Source organism: bacterium, from assembly GCA_009926305.1.
GTDB lineage: Bacteria > Bdellovibrionota_C > UBA2361 > UBA2361 > RFPC01 > RFPC01.
Genome location: RFPC01000014.1, coordinates 1 through 15604, shown reverse-complemented (window position 1 = coordinate 15604; position 15604 = coordinate 1). Strand labels below are relative to the sequence as shown.

At 48.0% G+C, this 15604-nt stretch carries 25 protein-coding genes; all 25 read right to left on the bottom strand.

Annotated elements, in window-relative coordinates; genetic code table 11:
• Nucleotides 1-71: 71 nt before the first annotated feature.
• On the bottom strand, nucleotides 72-1412 hold the full coding sequence (secY, locus tag EBR25_04000; GenBank protein NBW40151.1) for a preprotein translocase subunit SecY: 1341 nt from the start codon (nucleotides 1410-1412) through the stop codon (nucleotides 72-74).
• 353 nt (nucleotides 1413-1765) lie between these two features.
• Nucleotides 1766-2263: a 50S ribosomal protein L15 gene (locus EBR25_03995; protein NBW40150.1), complete on the bottom strand. Its 498-nt coding sequence runs from the start codon at nucleotides 2261-2263 to the stop codon at nucleotides 1766-1768.
• A gap of 215 nt (nucleotides 2264-2478) precedes the next feature.
• Nucleotides 2479-2679: a 50S ribosomal protein L30 gene (locus EBR25_03990; protein ID NBW40149.1), complete on the bottom strand. Its 201-nt coding sequence runs from the start codon at nucleotides 2677-2679 to the stop codon at nucleotides 2479-2481.
• Nucleotides 2680-2768: 89 nt separating this feature from the next.
• Nucleotides 2769-3305: a 30S ribosomal protein S5 gene (locus EBR25_03985; protein NBW40148.1), complete on the bottom strand. Its 537-nt coding sequence runs from the start codon at nucleotides 3303-3305 to the stop codon at nucleotides 2769-2771.
• 65 nt (nucleotides 3306-3370) lie between these two features.
• Nucleotides 3371-3772 (bottom strand): 50S ribosomal protein L18, encoded by a 402-nt coding sequence (locus EBR25_03980; GenBank protein ID NBW40147.1) that lies wholly within the window; start codon nucleotides 3770-3772, stop codon nucleotides 3371-3373.
• A gap of 74 nt (nucleotides 3773-3846) precedes the next feature.
• Nucleotides 3847-4383 carry a 50S ribosomal protein L6 gene (locus tag EBR25_03975; protein ID NBW40146.1) on the bottom strand — a complete coding sequence of 179 codons (537 nt, stop codon included), beginning with the start codon at nucleotides 4381-4383 and terminating at the stop codon, nucleotides 3847-3849.
• Nucleotides 4384-4477: 94 nt separating this feature from the next.
• Nucleotides 4478-4879, bottom strand: a complete 402-nt coding sequence (locus tag EBR25_03970; protein NBW40145.1) for a 30S ribosomal protein S8 — start codon at nucleotides 4877-4879, stop codon at nucleotides 4478-4480.
• Between the two features lie 31 nt (nucleotides 4880-4910).
• Nucleotides 4911-5096, bottom strand: a complete 186-nt coding sequence (locus EBR25_03965) for a type Z 30S ribosomal protein S14 (protein ID NBW40144.1) — start codon at nucleotides 5094-5096, stop codon at nucleotides 4911-4913.
• A gap of 21 nt (nucleotides 5097-5117) precedes the next feature.
• Nucleotides 5118-5666 carry a 50S ribosomal protein L5 gene (locus EBR25_03960; protein ID NBW40143.1) on the bottom strand — a complete coding sequence of 183 codons (549 nt, stop codon included), beginning with the start codon at nucleotides 5664-5666 and terminating at the stop codon, nucleotides 5118-5120.
• Nucleotides 5667-5739: 73 nt separating this feature from the next.
• A complete protein-coding gene (gene rplX / locus EBR25_03955; GenBank protein ID NBW40142.1) occupies nucleotides 5740-6090 on the bottom strand; it encodes a 50S ribosomal protein L24 in 351 nt (116 codons plus the stop codon).
• An 81-nt stretch (nucleotides 6091-6171) separates the two neighbouring features.
• Nucleotides 6172-6540, bottom strand: coding sequence for a 50S ribosomal protein L14 (locus EBR25_03950; protein ID NBW40141.1), 369 nt, complete (start codon nucleotides 6538-6540; stop codon nucleotides 6172-6174).
• Between the two features lie 114 nt (nucleotides 6541-6654).
• Nucleotides 6655-6963 (bottom strand): 30S ribosomal protein S17, encoded by a 309-nt coding sequence (locus tag EBR25_03945; GenBank protein NBW40140.1) that lies wholly within the window; start codon nucleotides 6961-6963, stop codon nucleotides 6655-6657.
• Between the two features lie 104 nt (nucleotides 6964-7067).
• Nucleotides 7068-7349, bottom strand: a complete 282-nt coding sequence (locus tag EBR25_03940) for a 50S ribosomal protein L29 (GenBank protein ID NBW40139.1) — start codon at nucleotides 7347-7349, stop codon at nucleotides 7068-7070.
• A gap of 12 nt (nucleotides 7350-7361) precedes the next feature.
• Nucleotides 7362-7787 (bottom strand): 50S ribosomal protein L16, encoded by a 426-nt coding sequence (locus EBR25_03935; protein NBW40138.1) that lies wholly within the window; start codon nucleotides 7785-7787, stop codon nucleotides 7362-7364.
• 100 nt (nucleotides 7788-7887) lie between these two features.
• On the bottom strand, nucleotides 7888-8553 hold the full coding sequence (locus tag EBR25_03930; protein ID NBW40137.1) for a 30S ribosomal protein S3: 666 nt from the start codon (nucleotides 8551-8553) through the stop codon (nucleotides 7888-7890).
• Nucleotides 8554-9392: 839 nt separating this feature from the next.
• Nucleotides 9393-9764, bottom strand: a complete 372-nt coding sequence (locus tag EBR25_03925) for a 50S ribosomal protein L22 (protein NBW40136.1) — start codon at nucleotides 9762-9764, stop codon at nucleotides 9393-9395.
• A gap of 95 nt (nucleotides 9765-9859) precedes the next feature.
• Nucleotides 9860-10123, bottom strand: coding sequence for a 30S ribosomal protein S19 (locus EBR25_03920; protein ID NBW40135.1), 264 nt, complete (start codon nucleotides 10121-10123; stop codon nucleotides 9860-9862).
• Nucleotides 10124-10205: 82 nt separating this feature from the next.
• Complete coding sequence (locus EBR25_03915; protein ID NBW40134.1) at nucleotides 10206-11033, bottom strand: 50S ribosomal protein L2; 828 nt, start codon at nucleotides 11031-11033, stop codon at nucleotides 10206-10208.
• A gap of 65 nt (nucleotides 11034-11098) precedes the next feature.
• Nucleotides 11099-11416 carry a 50S ribosomal protein L23 gene (locus EBR25_03910; protein ID NBW40133.1) on the bottom strand — a complete coding sequence of 106 codons (318 nt, stop codon included), beginning with the start codon at nucleotides 11414-11416 and terminating at the stop codon, nucleotides 11099-11101.
• Between the two features lie 56 nt (nucleotides 11417-11472).
• Entirely contained in the window at nucleotides 11473-12165 is a 693-nt protein-coding gene (locus EBR25_03905) for a 50S ribosomal protein L4 (protein ID NBW40132.1), read from the bottom strand.
• A 30-nt stretch (nucleotides 12166-12195) separates the two neighbouring features.
• Nucleotides 12196-12870 carry a 50S ribosomal protein L3 gene (locus EBR25_03900; protein ID NBW40131.1) on the bottom strand — a complete coding sequence of 225 codons (675 nt, stop codon included), beginning with the start codon at nucleotides 12868-12870 and terminating at the stop codon, nucleotides 12196-12198.
• 56 nt (nucleotides 12871-12926) lie between these two features.
• On the bottom strand, nucleotides 12927-13238 hold the full coding sequence (locus tag EBR25_03895) for a 30S ribosomal protein S10 (protein NBW40130.1): 312 nt from the start codon (nucleotides 13236-13238) through the stop codon (nucleotides 12927-12929).
• A 134-nt stretch (nucleotides 13239-13372) separates the two neighbouring features.
• Nucleotides 13373-13558 carry a hypothetical protein gene (locus EBR25_03890; protein ID NBW40129.1) on the bottom strand — a complete coding sequence of 62 codons (186 nt, stop codon included), beginning with the start codon at nucleotides 13556-13558 and terminating at the stop codon, nucleotides 13373-13375.
• 327 nt (nucleotides 13559-13885) lie between these two features.
• The gene (gene tuf, locus EBR25_03885; protein NBW40128.1) at nucleotides 13886-15082 is read right to left on the bottom strand and encodes an elongation factor Tu; all 1197 of its coding nucleotides are present in this window, start codon (nucleotides 15080-15082) and stop codon (nucleotides 13886-13888) included.
• Between the two features lie 163 nt (nucleotides 15083-15245).
• A partial coding sequence (gene fusA, locus EBR25_03880; GenBank protein NBW40127.1) for an elongation factor G occupies nucleotides 15246-15604 on the bottom strand: 359 nt, incomplete at its 5' end.

The window sequence follows — 15604 nt, the reverse complement described above, 5'->3', positions numbered from 1 at the left end:
CCTTCAGTAGTACCCCTTACTGACAAGCTTTTAACCTTACACTTACAACTCGAGTAGTACTTTACACGCCCTTAGCGTCGCAATAGTCGGTTACGAGTGTAGCTCGTAGAGCCTGCGCCTCCCCTCTTTTTGGTACTCCTATTCATAAATGACTCGTAGTTTCTTGAAACAACAAACGACTCTATCTGTGAAGCGGTATCGAGAGTAACAGCAACAACAATAAGCACCGCTGTGCCCCCAAAAACATACGCAAACGACTCTACTCCAAAAGAAAAGTAAACCAGCTGGGGGATGATACAAATCCCAGTAATGTAGAGCGCACCCCAAAGAGTCAAACGATTTAAAACACGGAACAGGAACTCCTCGGTAGGCTTTCCTGGACGCACAGTAGGAATAAATCCCCCGTTCTTCTTCAAATTTTCAGAAACCTCTTCTGGATTGAAGATGATCGGAACATAAAAGAAGGTAAACAACATGATTAGCGCAGTGAAGACTAATGTATAGCTCCACGTGCCTGGAGTCAGATAAGCAACGAGGTCCTGAACAAGCTCAGATCCACTGACAGAACCCACCGTCGCTGGAACAACGAGAAAGGCTGAGGCAAAAATTGGTGGAATTACCCCCGCCATATTCACTTTCAGCGGCATATACTGGGTTTGACTCTGCGTCATTTGATTCCCAACCATGCGGCGAGGATATTGAATTGGGATTTTTCGATGTGATCGCTCGACAAAAACGATGACTGCAACAGTTGCAACACAGAATGCGAGCAGCACAATTACCGATAGTGGTTCAATTTCCCCAGTCTGCGCCAATGCAATAGTGGCCGCCAAGACCTGAGGCATTTGTGCAATGATCCCCGCAAATATAACTATGCTGATCCCGTTTCCTATCCCTTTCTCGGTAATTTGTTCGCCGAGCCACATAACGAAGGCTGTTCCTGCAGTAAGAGTAATCATGGTCGATAAACGAAAGGTCAGCCCTGGCTCTAGTGCAAGCCCCTGAGACTCAAGCCCCATGGCGATAAAAAATGACTGTGCTAGCGCGAGTAATATCGTTCCCTGCCGGGTGTACCGCGTTAAAATTCTTCTGCCCGACTCCCCCTCTTTCTTAAGAGCATCAAGAGCCGGGATCGCGGGGGTAAGAATTTGCACAATAATAGACACACTAATGTAGGGCATAATGCCAAGTGTGAAGATCGAAAATCGCTCAAACGAACCACCGGAAAAAGTATTAATCATTCCGAATAACGTTCCGTCTTGCATATCAAAAAGGCTACGCAACTGTGCGACATCAATCCCCGGAGTCGACACATACACACCAAGCCGATAAACGGCCAACATGAGCAGCGTAAAAAATATTCTATTCCGAAGCTCTGGGATTTTCCCTACGTTTCCAAGACCACCGACCATATAGCTTTCCTTTTTTCGACCACAAGTGCGTGTTTTGCGTTCCTCTAATTTGGCACCCTTAAGACAACCACAGAGTGGCTCTCGGTGAAAGTATTTTACGATCAAATACTTCCTTCATCTTAAAATACCCCATAGTTTTCTTTATTTCATCTCTGTAAACGAAGGTCACATCAGAACACACCCGATATGCATCAGGATCTCATACCTCAGTAGAGGAGTTGCCCCTGCAGACTATCGTCCAGCGTCGCTCCACTATAAAAAAGTTAAGGAACAGGGCAAAGGAAGTAGCTTCTTTTCGCTTCGCCTACAGAAGACGAGTACCGCGGATTACGCTTCAGCGCTCTTTGCTGGCACTACTCTTTGCTGGCACTACTCTTTGCTGGCACTGCCTTCGCTATCAGCTCAACTGTTCCGCCCGCTTTCTCAATTTTTTCGCGTGCAGAGGCAGTAACCGCTTCAACCTTGACTGTCAGCTTCTTCGCGATCTCACCGTTTGCTAAGATTTTCACACCAGCTTGTGTCTTTGGACTGATTTTTATCCCCTTCGTCTTGAGAAGTTCGGTTGTAACTTCAGTGCCATCTTCGAACTGATCAAGGAATGAGAGAGATACCAGTGCGTATCGGTTAAGACCCATAAACTGCTTCGGGGAGCGAAAGCCAATTTTTCCTACTCTACGATAGAGAGGCATCTGACCCCCCTCAAAGTAGGCAGGGACTTTTCCTCCAGAGCGAGAGAGTTGCCCTTTATTGCCTCTTCCCGCAGTCTTTCCCCAACCTGATGATTCTCCTCGACCAATCCGTTTTCTCCGGTGACGAGAACCCTTTGTTGGACTCAAGTTCTCAAGCGCCAATTCTTTGGAGTCGATGTTTTCTAAATCATTTGCCATGGTGCACTCTTTTTCTTTACTGAATCGTCTCGGTCTACCATTCCCTGCTGAACCAAACGATTCTCTCACTCAATATCGTTACTAACTTTACTTCTCTTAGGCTCCGCTTACTCTTTGCCTTTAATAAACAATAATGTATTCCGGACACCCTTCATTGTTCACTTAAATTCCTTGTTCACTTAAATCTTTTCAACAGAAACAAGGTGACGAACTTTCTTCACCATTCCGGCTACCGCTGGATTAAATGCTAACTCCTGAACCTTACCAATTCTTCCAAGCCCCAGAGCTGCTAAGGTATCTTTCGCCCGCTGGGTTCGCTGGCATGCACTGCGCGTCTGCTTTACCCTGATTTTTCCTTCGTACTTGATCTCTTCTTTCATCTCTCTTTCCCTCGCCTTCGAGCCAACCACTATATCTTCTCTTCGCAATCACGCTCTCACTAGCACAATACTATCTAGAATAGTGCACTTTAGTATGGTGCGTACTGAAGCTCCTCCAAGGACACCCCTCTGAATCGAGCCACCGCCTCCGGATCTTTCAACCGCAGTAGCCCATCAATAGTAGATTGAATCACATTCTGAGCCCGATTAGAGCCAATACACTTCGTTCTAATATCTGCAATCCCTGCCGCTTCCACGATAGAACGTACAACCGACCCTGCGATAACCCCGGTACCTGGCTGAGCAGGCTTCAGAACTACCGTAGCTGGCCCAAACTTCCCTACAATATCGTGAGGGATTGTCGCGCCTCGAAGTGGAATTTTAACGAGAGATTTCCTCGCTGCTTCAGAGGCTTTACGAATTGCGTCAGGCACTTCATTTGCCTTACCAAGACCAAAGCCAACATGCCCCTGACCATCACCAGTAACTACCAAGGCACTAAAGCTAAATCGCCTACCACCTTTTACCACTTTTGCTACTCGGTTGATCGCTACTGTTTTATCAGTCAGCTCTCCACACTGCTCTGCCGCTACTCTTCTGGCGTGAACTAATTCCTTAAATCGCATTCGCTACTCCTTGAAAATCTCACTCCCGACGAATCTCTCTCGTCCGGTTTTTCTTACAATTTAGATTAGACCTGCAGTCCTCCTTCGCGAAGTCCATCTGCAATAGCCTTCACCCTTCCGTGGTAAAGAAATCCGTTCCGGTCAAATACCAATTTCTTAATACCTTTTTCGATGCACTTCTCAGCAACGACCATTCCTAGTCCCTTTGCTGCCCGAACACTCTTTGGACTTACTGATGCGCCCTCACGGGGATCTTCGATAGAACTCGCCCGTCCTGCAACGTTCGCGTCTTTCGTCGATGCGCTGACCAGCGTTTTGCCCGTTTCATCCGAAACTACTTGCACGTAGGTGTACTTGTCGCTCCTAAATACACTCAACCTCGGCTTTTCGGCTGTTCCCATTAGACGGGTTCTAATCCGAAACTTCCGTCTTTTTCTCGCTTCTGCCTTCTTCTTCAGCTTATTCATCACTCATTCTCACTTCGAATCAATTGCTAACAACTCTCGAATTCTTTATATCCGTTTTTCAGTAGCTCTGGTTTTTACTTCGCCCCTGTCTTTCCAGCCTTCCGCCTTACATGCTCATTGGCGTAACGCACTCCTTTTCCCAGATACGGCTCTGGCGGACAAACGTCTCGTAATTGTGCAGCTACTCGTCCAACGAGCTCACGATCACACGATTCAAGACTGATGCTTTGTTTTTCAACTTTAACGGTAACTCCACTTGGAATCTCAACATCCGTCTTATGCGAATAACCAGTAGCCAGTGTCACAGTACTGCCCTTCAATGCAGCCGTAAAACCAACGCCCTGTAGCTCCAGATTCTTCGACCACCCTGTGGTTACTCCAACAATCGAATTGCTCACTCGAGACCGCAATGTGCCCCAATTTGCCTTCGACTGACGCGAGCCTGTCTCACCACTAAAGATTATCTGTCCCTCTTCGATATCAACCTTCACCAAAGGCAATAGCGGCAATGCAAGCTTTCCCTTGGGTCCTTCGATCTCGATCTGATTCTCGTTTATGTTCGCTTTAACTCCCGAAGGAAGCGATACTGGTTGTTTCCCTACCCGTGACATCTTTCTTAATCTCGCTGTTACACTCTTCTTTTTCTAACCGCTAGCACTTTAACGCAGCCTTGCCTGTCGCTTGAACACAGCTCCCACACAAAACTTACCGAATATATGCCAGTACCTCTCCACCGATATTCTCTTGTCGCGCCTTACGATCAGCCATCAACCCTTGCGATGTTGAAATCACTGCCAGGCCTAATCCATGCTCAACCCGCGGAAGCTCAGAGCTACCACGATACCAACGTCGACCAGACCTACTGACGCGCTGACAATCAACAATCGCTGGCTCGCCACTCTGATGGTACTTCAGGACGACCTCAAGCTCATCGAACTTACCAGCCGAATCTTTCTTCACTTCATACGAATCAATGAAGCCCTCCTCTTTGAGAACATCAAGGAAAGCCCGAGACATTTTTGAACTCCGGACGCGAACCAACGGATGCCCCGCTTGTTGTGCGTTACGAATTCTCGTTAGTAAATCTGCAAGTAGGTCTGTTAACATCTTTTATTCCTGTAAAAACTCTATTTCCGTACTACCAGCTGCTCTTCGTTACACCTGGTATCAGCCCGCGGTGAGCGTGCTCCCGAAAGCAAATGCGACACAACTTAAATTTCTTATAGACAGACCGAGGTCGTCCACACACCTGACATCGCGTATACCCACGAACTGAAAACTTGGGTTTCCGACTACACTTCACTAATAAACTTGTCTTTGCCACTATGCCTCTCCTCTAAATATCTTATGCTGCTTTCTTCCGGAACGGCATTCCGAGGTGAGTGAGCAGTGCCTTCCCTTCCTCATTCGAGTTTGCCGTTGTTACAAACGTTATATCCATACCACGAATCTTATCGAGCTTATCAAGATTTACTTCTGGGAAAACAATCTGTTCCTTAATCCCGAGTGTATAGTTCCCTCGACCGTCAAATCCTTTGATAGGAGTCCCGCGAAAATCTCGCACGCGCGGCAACGCTATTGAAATGAGCCGGTCAACAAAGTCATACATCCGCGCACCACGAAGCGTTACCTTTACACCAATCGGCATCCCTTCACGCAACTTAAAGCTCGCTATTGATTTCTTTGCCTTTGTCACCACTGGCTTTTGACCTGAAATCTGAGTTACAGCGTACACAACATTCTCAATCGCCTTGCTGTTTGCGACCGCCTCACCAACTCCGCAGTTTATCACTACCTTTTCAAGGCGCGGCACCTGCATGACGGACTTATATCCGAACTCTTCCTTCAGTTTTGGAGCTGCTTCCTCGCTGTATCTTTCTTTCGCCCTTTTCATAACTTCCTCGAATCCTACGAACCAAAAGTTCCTTTCCTAATCTGTCTCTCCAACTCTCAGTTGAAAGTTCATGCTAAATCTGCTCGAACTCCCCACTTTCCGGATGAATAAATCCTCTTACTTTCTGGCCATCCTCAAGCATCTTTTTCTTGAGTCGCACAGGCTTCTTCAACTTCTCTGAATAGAACATCACGTTCGACACATGAATAGCCGCTGGAATCTGCATCTTCGTTGACTCTTCCCCTGGCTTCGTTGCTCGCTTATGTTTCGTGACGAGGTTCACCCCCTCCACGATAACGCGATCAGCACCCTGAAATGAGAGAATCTGACCCACCTGGCCCTTGTTTGGACGCTTCGTCTTATTACCGCCAGCGATGACCATGACCTTATCGCCCCGTTTCAATGTCGTCTCTTTTTTATTCATGACTCTTTCCTCTCTTGACCAGTCAGCGTGATCCTGCGCCTCTCCGCTGTTTCCCGATCTCTTTCCTTTCCTCTTATTCCTTTACAGAACCTCTGGGGCTAACGATACGATCTTCATGAAACGCTTACCGCGAAGCTCACGCGCCACAGGTCCAAAAATTCGAGTTCCAATTGGATCCTTTTGAGCGTTAATCAGAACCGCACTGTTGTCATCAAAGCGAATCGTTGATCCATCCTCTCTTTGAGTCTCCTTTGTAGTGCGGACGATAACCGCTTTCTGAATAGACCCCTTGGCAATTTTCGAATTTGCCATGGCATCCTTAACCGCTACTACAATAATGTCTCCAATAGCGGCGTAACGCCGCTTGGAGCCACCAAGCACCTTAATGCACGAGACCTTTCTCGCTCCAGAGTTATCCGCCACATTTAAAATCGACTTTGGCTGAATCATTATCTCTCCTGCCTAACTTCAATCATCTTCTGTAAAATTACATCTCATTTCCCACGGCTCGCTCCTTCCCATCACGTTTACAGAGCATTCGTAGGACCCGCTCAACGCCTCGCTTTACACCGCCTTTTGAATAACCTTGAGCAAGCGCCAACGCTTCGTCTTGCTTAATGGCCGTGTTTCAACAATCTGAACCCGATCGCCAATCTTCGCTTCATTACGCTCATCATGAACGTGAAACTTCTTTGTTACCCGAACATACTTCTTAAAGGTTGGGTGCTTCATCAGACGCACAGTTGATACGACCAGCGTCTTCTCCATTTTATCGCTTACCACCACACCTTCCCGAGTCTTCGGCAGGCCTCTCTGCTTGTCTCTTGGCTTGGTTGCCGCTTCTATCAGTTCGTTTAACTCTTGTGACTCCATATCTTCCTCTTCTCTTCCGGTTGAGACCTTCTCGTTTCAAATCCAGCCTGCTCATAACCTGAGCAATCCTGACGAACGATTCAGGCTTATATCCCTACCGCCCTCTATTCAAACTTTTCCGAATATACCGTCTTTGCCCGCGCTAACTCCCGTCGCACCTCACCGATACGATGAGTCTCGTTGAGTTGCCCTGAAGCGGCCCGAAACCGTAACTTCATTCGCTCTTCGGACAGGCTACGAATCTTCTCCCGCAACCCCTCTTCTGTGAGTTCTCGTATTCCCTTCAGATAATCTCTCGTTTTCATCAGAGCCTCTCTTTCCTCTTCTCTCTCTTGCCTCGCACTCATCACCGACAGAAAATGATAGCCACCGCAAATGATAGCCACCGCCTCGGAATGCTAGATAAGAGTCCTTGTTCTCTCTACAATTGTACAACGCACCGGCATCTTCGATGCTGCGAGCTCCAGTGCACGACGCGCTGTTTCTCGCTCTACTCCAGTTATCTCATACATGATTCTTCCAGCTCGTACAGAAGCCACCCATTTGTCAGGTGCTCCCTTTCCTTTCCCCATTCGGGTTTCAGCCGGCTTTGAGGTCAAAGGCTTGTCAGGAAAAATCCGAATCCAAACTTTCCCACCTCTCTTCGCATAGCGAGTCATTGCCACACGTCCCGCCTCAATTTGGCGGGCGCTGATCCAGCCAGCATCAAGAGCTTTTAGTCCAAAATCACCAAAGCTCAGACTTGTTCCTCGGGTCTCCGTACCGCGAAGGTGTCGCACCCGCTTCATCTGCTTTCGATATTTAGGCTTCTTCGGCTGTTGCATCTTTCTCTCTCAACTTGTCGTTACAAACTCTTCTCTTCCCTGCTCTCTACTGGGGCTAGACCCTAGCTTTCTCCGGCCTAGACCCTATAGTCGCATTACTTCATAGTTGCATTGCTTCTAGAGGGACTTGCTCACCCTCTTCAAACTTTTCACCCTTAAAGATCCAGACTTTAATTCCGAGAATGCCATACGTTGTCTTGGCCTCAGCAGTCCCGTAATCAATTTCGGCTCGCAGAGTATGCAAAGGAATCCGTCCTTCCTTGTACTGCTCGGTTCTTGCGATGTCGGCGCCGTTCAATCGACCGCTCACACTGACCTTGATACCTTCAGCACCAGCTCTTAACGCTCGCCCTACAGCATCCTTCATCGCTCTTCTGAAGTTTACTCGTCGAGACAACTGGAACGCAGCCGCCTCTGCCACAAGCTGAGCATTCATATCAGCTTTACGCGCCTCTATGATATTCAGGCTAACATCTCGCTGAACGAGAGCTCTCAGCTTACCCCGGAGCTCTTCAATATCTTTCCCCTTCTTACCAATCACCAGTCCTGGCTTCGCAGAGTAAATATTGATCTTCACCTTCGCAGCGGCCCGCTCAATTTCAATATTTGGTATGCCTGCTGTGTGAAGTTTTGACTTCACATAATCTCGAATTTTTCGATCCTCATGAAGATATCTTGCGGTATCCTGTGAAGTCCCAAACCAACGCGACCTCCAAGTCTCAATAACTCCAACCCGCATTCCGAAAGGATTAACTTTCTGTCCCATACTTTCCTATTCTTCGTAGACGCCTTCGTTTGTTGCGTTCTTAATTTCTAATATCTCGTCCTGTACATTTGTAGCGGACTACTCTCTGCAGGAGTTGACACTCTGCGCATTCTTGCTCACCACCTCAGCTCCTGCCCTGTACTCGCTTCCCGAGCTCGCACACACCAGAACTGGCGACTAACACACGCGGTGCCCTACCAAACAGAACCCGTTCCCGTTGAAACTCCGCTCCCATTGCAACTTCGGTGCTTTTTTGCACGAAACTCGCTACCCGTTAATTCAAGCCACCTTGTTTCGTGCCAACTGGGCCGATCATCAACTTTCCAATGACATCCGTGTCCAGCCAAACCGAAGAACCATGAGATTCTACAAATTCCCCTACCTTTACCCCTGTGGATTTGGCCACAAGGACAAAGAAACCGCGCCCCACCAGAATGGGACTAAAAAGACAAGCTGCGTAAGATTAGCTAAATGGGCATGACAAATCAAACATCTGGCACTAAATATTTGGAAAGATATGAAATAAAGGAAGGGAAGTAAGAAGAGGGATGGGGGTGAAATAAAAACGGGGCCACCAAAACACCGGAGCGTATAAACTTTCCCAACCAACACACTGATTTCTTTACGAATATACTCGCTAGGCGTCGATTCATGACGAGGAATAGAGGATTCAAACCCACGGACCACTTCATGCCCTGTATTCGGGGGCTTTCCAAAGCGCCACGCGTTCACCAACCGGACCCTTCGTCCGTCCTTGCCCAATGATCACACTGCCCAATGATCACGCTGCGCCAGACATTATAGCTCTACCGGAGAATGGAACTACAGCGCTTCAGACTCTAGAGATAGCGTCCTAACTGAACCGTAATATGTGAAGACCGCTTCCTGATAGGGGTTGCTCTTCCCTGTGCTCGCGGGAGAAATCGTCGCAAGGTCTTTCCCATATCGACATGACCACCTGTTACCCACAGCTGATCCACGTCCACGTCCCCCTTCTCTTGGGCATTTGCCATAGCGGAACGGAGTAATTTGTAGACGATTCGCCCACCTTTCGTTGGATGAAATTGAACTGCATTAAGAGCTGGTTCTAGCTGCTTTCCCTTCACCAAGTCGAGAACCAACCTCACCTTCTGTGGGGGAATTCGGACATGCCTTAGGGTAGCTGACGCTACCGATTCAGATTTTTTCTTTTTGTTTACTTGACTGGTCATCGTGTACCTCTGGCGCTCTTCCGAGTTTGTCCTGCCCGCTAAACAGGCTACAGGGACTTCCTCTCTTTTCTTCTCTTTCCTATCTAATTCCGAAACTATTTCTTCACTGAGTGACCGTTATACGTTCGGGTCGCAGCAAATTCTCCCAGCTTATGTCCTACCATGTTATCGGTAATGAACACTGGGATGAACTTCTTCCCGTTATGAACAGCAAACGTTAACCCAATCATATCGGGAATGATTACCGATCTCCGAGACCAAGTCTTGATAGGGCCTTTGTGGGCTCCACTCTTAGCTCTATCAATCCACTTTAGTAGATGGTCATCAACAAATGGTCCTTTTTTTAACGAACGTGGCATCTCTTCTTTACTCCTTTAAAGACTCAACTCCTATGCGCCGCATACACTACTCAAGCGATGCAGGCTGCGTGCACTATGCCCTCTACTTACTCCCTCGACGACGAACGATAAACCGATCCGTACGCTTATTGTGTCGGGTCTTGTACCCCTTGGTGGGCTTCCCTGATGGGGTACATGGATGTCGACCACCAGCCGACTTCCCTTCTCCTCCACCCATTGGATGGTCTACTGGGTTCTTCGCAACACCCCTTGTGTGTGGACGGCGTGACAACCATCTTGAACGCCCAGCTTTTCCGAGACTAATATTTTGATGTTCTGAGTTCGATACCTGCCCAATGGTTGCTGAACAAGCAAGCAATACCTTTCTCATCTCACCTGAAGGCAATTTGATAAATGCATATTTGCCCTCCTTCGCTACTAACTGAGCAGCCACTCCTGCTGAACGAACTAACTGCCCACCGTGCCCGATCTTCAACTCAATATTGTGAATGGATTGTCCAGTAGGAATCTTTCTCAGCGGAAGATTATTCCCCACCTGCACTTCTGCAGCCTCTCCGCTCATTACCTTACTGCCTACTCGTAGTTTCAGTGGAGCAAGGATGTAGCGCTTCTCTCCATCTGCATAGTGAAGTAACGCGATACGCGCCGTTCTATTCGGGTCGTACTCGATAGCCGCAACGGTTGCTGGGATTCCATCCTTATTGCGCTTGAAGTCGATCTCTCTGTACCGTCGCTTATGTCCACCACCAGTATTGAGATTGGTAATACGTCCATTATTGTTTCGACCACCAGTACGCGACAACTTCTTCAAAAGCCGTTTTTCGGGCTTCTTTGAAGACACCTCAGAGTAGTCGGCGACTGTGTAAAAACGTCTGCCAGGAGTTATCGGTTTAAACTTTTTGAGCGCCATAATATTACTTCCAACTAATCAAAATTTCGCCAGCCTATCTCACTCAGAGAAGACCTCTCCCTTCCCTATAAACCTTCAACGACATCAATAGCCTGCCCTGGACCGAGTGTCACATAGGCTTTCTTATAACTGTTTGTCATGCCAACTTGACGACCTCTACGCTTGAGCTTTCCTCGGTAGTTGAGAATATTTACTCCCAACACCTCAACATCAAAGATGCCGGCCACAGCTTCCTTAATCTCTTGCTTCGTTGCTGAGCGAGCCACCTCAAAAGTAACTACGGATCCAACCTCACCAACATATGAGCTCTTTTCTGTCACTATCGGACGAACCAACGTGTTGTAGTGCTTACTCAGAACTTCCTTTTCACTTTTCTTTGCCATATCTCTCTCAACAACAACAAATTCTACTAGCTACTTCCTGATGCCTTCCCCGAAACCTATAACGAAGAGGCGCTTTCTCCTGCTCCCACTTTGTCAATCTGAGCACCTAACTTCTGCGTTACATTTGCTAACGATTGCTCTGTAAGCAGTAAACAATCTGCGTTCACCACATCATAAACGTTCACCCCTTCCACTGGGAGACACGTCACACCTGAAATGTTTCGCGCTGACACCGCAGCCGCTTCCTCTCCCTTCGAAAAGAGGAATACCACCTTTGGTGGCTTCGACGGTGAACCCTCGGAACCCCGTAGATTCAAAGTCGACAGAATACTGAAAAATTCTTTCGTCTTCGGCTTCTCGATAGAGATTGCATCGACGACTACGAGCTTTCCAGCCTCTACCTTGGCAGAAATCGCACCGCAAAGCGCCTGACGACGCACCTTACGCGGCAACTTGAACGAGTAGTCTCGTGGCTGCGGACCAAATATTACGGCTCCACCAACCCAGAGAGGAGAGTTTACCGACCCGGCACGTGCCCTACCAGTTCCCTTCTGCTTGAACGGCTTCTTGGTACCACCAGACATTCTCGCAAGGTTCAGCGTTGCATGTGTACCAGCCCGTCGCTTGGCGCGCTGCCATCGCACTACTGAGTGCACAACACTCTCGTTCACTCCTGCTCCGAAGATATCATCTCGAACCGATACCTTCTTTACCTCTGACCCTGATGTATTCACTACTGCTAGTTCCATCTCTTTCTCTCTCTATCTGATGAATGCTCTTTAGGCTACCTTTGCGACCTTCTTTTGAGCTTTGTGAACCATAACTATCCCATTGATAGGACCAGGCACGGCGCCTTTGACCAACAAAAGATTCTTCTCTGGAATGACATCGACCACCTGAAGGTTCATCTTCGTCACATTCTTTGACCCCATGTGTCCTGGCATTTTCTGGTTTTTCCAAACTCGTCCTGGGAATTTTCGGCAACCAATTGAACCGATATGTCTTCGCATTTCGTGAGTACCGCGAGTTGCTGGCTGACCCCGAACTCCAAATCTTCTCACAACGCCTTGGAACCCTTTCCCCTTCGATACCCCAGAGACATCAAGGTACTGACCTTTCTCAAATACATCCGAAACGCCAAGTTCTTTTCCAATTTCCGCCCATCCAAGCTCTTCTACATCACACCGAACTTCACGAAGGTGATAAAAGGCTCCTTTGCCCGCCTTTGAACAATGTCCGGTTCTCGCCTTATTTACTCGTTGCGGCTTCTTCGGTTCGAACCCGAGCTGCACGGCATTATAGCCATCATTCTGCTCAGTCTTCACCTGCACTACCACATTTGGTCCCGTCTGAATGACGGACACGGGCACTGCCGCACCATCTTCAGAAAAAATCTGGGTCATACCAAGCTTTTTCCCTATGAGCCCTTCTTTGTATTGACGTACTGTTGCCATGACTTTCTTCCGCTCTTTCTCGTTCGTTCCTAACACCCGATCACTGCACTTCACATTTACTGAAGCTTCAACTCAACATCGATTCCTGTTGAAAGCTCCAACTTGCCCAACTCATCAATTGTTTGCTGGGTTGGTTCAAGAATATCTAATAAGCGCTTGTGGGTTCGAATCTCAAACTGCTCCCTCGACTTCTTATCGATAAAAGTCGATCGGTTCACTGTGTATTTCTCAATGCGAGTCGGCAATGGAATTGGTCCGGCCACCCGACCACCAGTTCGACGAACTGTCGAAACAATTTCCGTAACCGCTGTATCTAGAAGCTTATGGTCGTATCCCTTAAGACGTATTCTGATTAACTGACCACCTATCATACCAAACTACTCCTGCTGCTTTCCTAATCCTCAACTCTTGGAGGAAGTATCAAACCTTTACCAGCTCCAACTCTTTAAAGAAATTTTCTCAAGGGTGAATTGCTCACTCTATCGATTACTCGCTCGCCTCATTATCGACGTTCCTGCACACAGAAACTGTCAAGCATCTCAATGCAACGCATCCCGTTCCGCCTATAAGTTCTCTCAAACTCACACCCCGCAAGCCAAGGAGAGGTAAGCCAAGGAGAGGTAAGCCAGAGCAAACCTTCAAACTTTGAGAGCAGAGCGCTGTAGCGCCGAGCACAGAGAACGAACACTATGGACTAAGTCCGATTTCTTTTCAACGCAACGGGCCCCGTGAGAAAAAAAAATTGTAATTTTACGCCTCTATCCCAAAGTTTGCTCACCACCCCCTGAACGACGATCCGCGTCCAAACACCATAAGCTACTGAAATTACATGTTTTTAGCAGACTCTTCCAACCGTGCGTGAATCCAACCCTCAACCAGTCGTATTCTGGCTCCCCTTTGGAACCAAGCTCAGCCATCGAAGACAAAAAAACCGGCTACAAGAGCCGGTTTTTTATCTTTCTGTTGGGGGAGTCTCGCCTCTAACGAGGCTGGGCTCCCTCCTCAGTTGCCTTCATTACTCAACAACTTCGGTTACAACACCAGAACCTACAGTCCGTCCACCCTCACGGATAGCAAAGCGTACTTGCTTTTCAAGAGCGATAGGCTGATGGAGCTCAACATCAAGAGTGATGTTGTCACCTGGCATCGCCATCTCTACTCCCTCTGGAAGGTTAATCGACCCTGTTACGTCAGTTGTTCTGAAGTAGAACTGCGGACGATATCCTGTGAAGAACGGCTTATGACGTCCACCTTCTTCCTTCTTCAAGATGTATGCTTCCGCCTTGAACTTCTTGTGTGGTGTGATTGAACCTGTCTTCGCAATTACCTGCCCACGCTCAATCTCATCGCGCTTCAGTCCCCTGAGAAGCAGACCAACGTTGTCCCCTGCCTGCCCCTGGTCAAGCATTTTACGGAACATCTCAACACCAGTGATAGTTGTTTTCTGCGTGTCACTGAGACCAACGATCTCAATTTCCTCACCGACCTTCACAACTCCCCGCTCGATACGACCAGTCGCTACAGTTCCTCGACCTTCGATTGAGAATACATCTTCAATCGGCATCAAGAATGGCTTGTCAACATCACGCTCAGGCACAGGAATGTACTCGTCAATGGTGCTCAATAGCCGGTCAATGCTCCCGATACCGAGATCATCATTATCGCCGTTTAGTGCCTTCAGAGCACTCCCTTTTACCACTGGAGTATCATCTCCTGGGAACCCGTACTCATTCAAGAGATCACGAACTTCCATTTCAACAAGCTCTAGTAATTCTTCATCATCAACGATGTCTACTTTGTTGAGGAATACAACAATCTTTGGAACACCTACTTGACGAGCAAGAAGGATATGCTCTCGTGTCTGAGGCATTGGTCCATCCGCTGCACTTACAACGAGGATTGCTCCGTCCATCTGCGCAGCACCAGTGATCATGTTCTTCACATAATCTGCGTGTCCTGGACAGTCAACGTGTGCATAGTGCCGGCTCTCTGTTTCGTACTCAACGTGAGCACTTGCAATAGTAACCGTTTTCGTCTCATCTCGCTCGGTTCCACCCTTCGCGATGTCCTTGTATGAAAGTCCTGTAGCTAAACTTCTTGATGCTTGAGTGTTCACAAGCGCCGCTGTTAGCGTAGTCTTTCCGTGGTCAACGTGCCCAATAGTTCCGACGTTTACGTGCGGCTTGGTCCGTTCAAACTTCTCCTTTCCCATAATGCCAATCCTTAAGTAATTATCTCTACTTTACAATACTTACCATAAGAGCGAGCTCTCGCCCACTCTCTTCGGAGGTAACTCATTTAACACTCCCAGTGATGCCTTCCTCCTTAGCGAACTTCGCGGAATAGGGCTAACCTCATCGGAATAAGCCCGTAGACTACTGAGAAGCGATAGTTTCTGCAATATGCGAGGGAACTTCCTCATAATGGTCGTATTCCATTGAGAAATTCGCCCGCCCCTGCGTATTAGAACGCAAATCCGTAGCATAACCAAACATTTCAGCAAGTGGAACCTCTGCCGAGATTACCTGCCCGCCACCACGAGTGTCCATACCGAGGATCTTGGCTCTTCGCCTGTTCAAGTCCCCAACAACATTACTCGTAAACTCCTCAGGAGCCACAACCTCTACTTTCATAACCGGCTCCAGAAGCTTTACTCCCGCCTTCCGGGCTGCTTCCTTCACGCACATTGAGCCTGCTATCTTAAACGCCATTTCACTGGAGTCAACCTCATGGA

What these genes read in the sequence shown, in the direction of transcription:
- rplX (NBW40142.1), bottom strand. Translation starts at nt 6,090, where the DNA reads ATGAATAAAAAAGAGACGACATTGAAACGGGGCGATAAGGTCATGGTC.
- EBR25_03980 (NBW40147.1), bottom strand. Translation starts at nt 3,772, where the DNA reads ATGAATAAGCTGAAGAAGAAGGCAGAAGCGAGAAAAAGACGGAAGTTT.
- EBR25_03970 (NBW40145.1), bottom strand. Translation starts at nt 4,879, where the DNA reads ATGTTAACAGACCTACTTGCAGATTTACTAACGAGAATTCGTAACGCA.
- EBR25_03925 (NBW40136.1), bottom strand. Translation starts at nt 9,764, where the DNA reads ATGACCAGTCAAGTAAACAAAAAGAAAAAATCTGAATCGGTAGCGTCA.
- EBR25_03935 (NBW40138.1), bottom strand. Translation starts at nt 7,787, where the DNA reads ATGCAACAGCCGAAGAAGCCTAAATATCGAAAGCAGATGAAGCGGGTG.
- EBR25_03945 (NBW40140.1), bottom strand. Translation starts at nt 6,963, where the DNA reads ATGGAGTCACAAGAGTTAAACGAACTGATAGAAGCGGCAACCAAGCCA.
- EBR25_03930 (NBW40137.1), bottom strand. Translation starts at nt 8,553, where the DNA reads ATGGGACAGAAAGTTAATCCTTTCGGAATGCGGGTTGGAGTTATTGAG.
- EBR25_03920 (NBW40135.1), bottom strand. Translation starts at nt 10,123, where the DNA reads ATGCCACGTTCGTTAAAAAAAGGACCATTTGTTGATGACCATCTACTA.
- EBR25_03990 (NBW40149.1), bottom strand. Translation starts at nt 2,679, where the DNA reads ATGAAAGAAGAGATCAAGTACGAAGGAAAAATCAGGGTAAAGCAGACG.
- tuf (NBW40128.1), bottom strand. Translation starts at nt 15,082, where the DNA reads ATGGGAAAGGAGAAGTTTGAACGGACCAAGCCGCACGTAAACGTCGGA.
- EBR25_03900 (NBW40131.1), bottom strand. Translation starts at nt 12,870, where the DNA reads ATGGCAACAGTACGTCAATACAAAGAAGGGCTCATAGGGAAAAAGCTT.
- EBR25_03985 (NBW40148.1), bottom strand. Translation starts at nt 3,305, where the DNA reads ATGCGATTTAAGGAATTAGTTCACGCCAGAAGAGTAGCGGCAGAGCAG.
- EBR25_03915 (NBW40134.1), bottom strand. Translation starts at nt 11,033, where the DNA reads ATGGCGCTCAAAAAGTTTAAACCGATAACTCCTGGCAGACGTTTTTAC.
- EBR25_03960 (NBW40143.1), bottom strand. Translation starts at nt 5,666, where the DNA reads ATGAAAAGGGCGAAAGAAAGATACAGCGAGGAAGCAGCTCCAAAACTG.
- EBR25_03905 (NBW40132.1), bottom strand. Translation starts at nt 12,165, where the DNA reads ATGGAACTAGCAGTAGTGAATACATCAGGGTCAGAGGTAAAGAAGGTA.
- EBR25_03910 (NBW40133.1), bottom strand. Translation starts at nt 11,416, where the DNA reads ATGGCAAAGAAAAGTGAAAAGGAAGTTCTGAGTAAGCACTACAACACG.
- EBR25_03975 (NBW40146.1), bottom strand. Translation starts at nt 4,383, where the DNA reads ATGTCACGGGTAGGGAAACAACCAGTATCGCTTCCTTCGGGAGTTAAA.
- secY (NBW40151.1), bottom strand. Translation starts at nt 1,412, where the DNA reads ATGGTCGGTGGTCTTGGAAACGTAGGGAAAATCCCAGAGCTTCGGAAT.
- EBR25_03950 (NBW40141.1), bottom strand. Translation starts at nt 6,540, where the DNA reads ATGATTCAGCCAAAGTCGATTTTAAATGTGGCGGATAACTCTGGAGCG.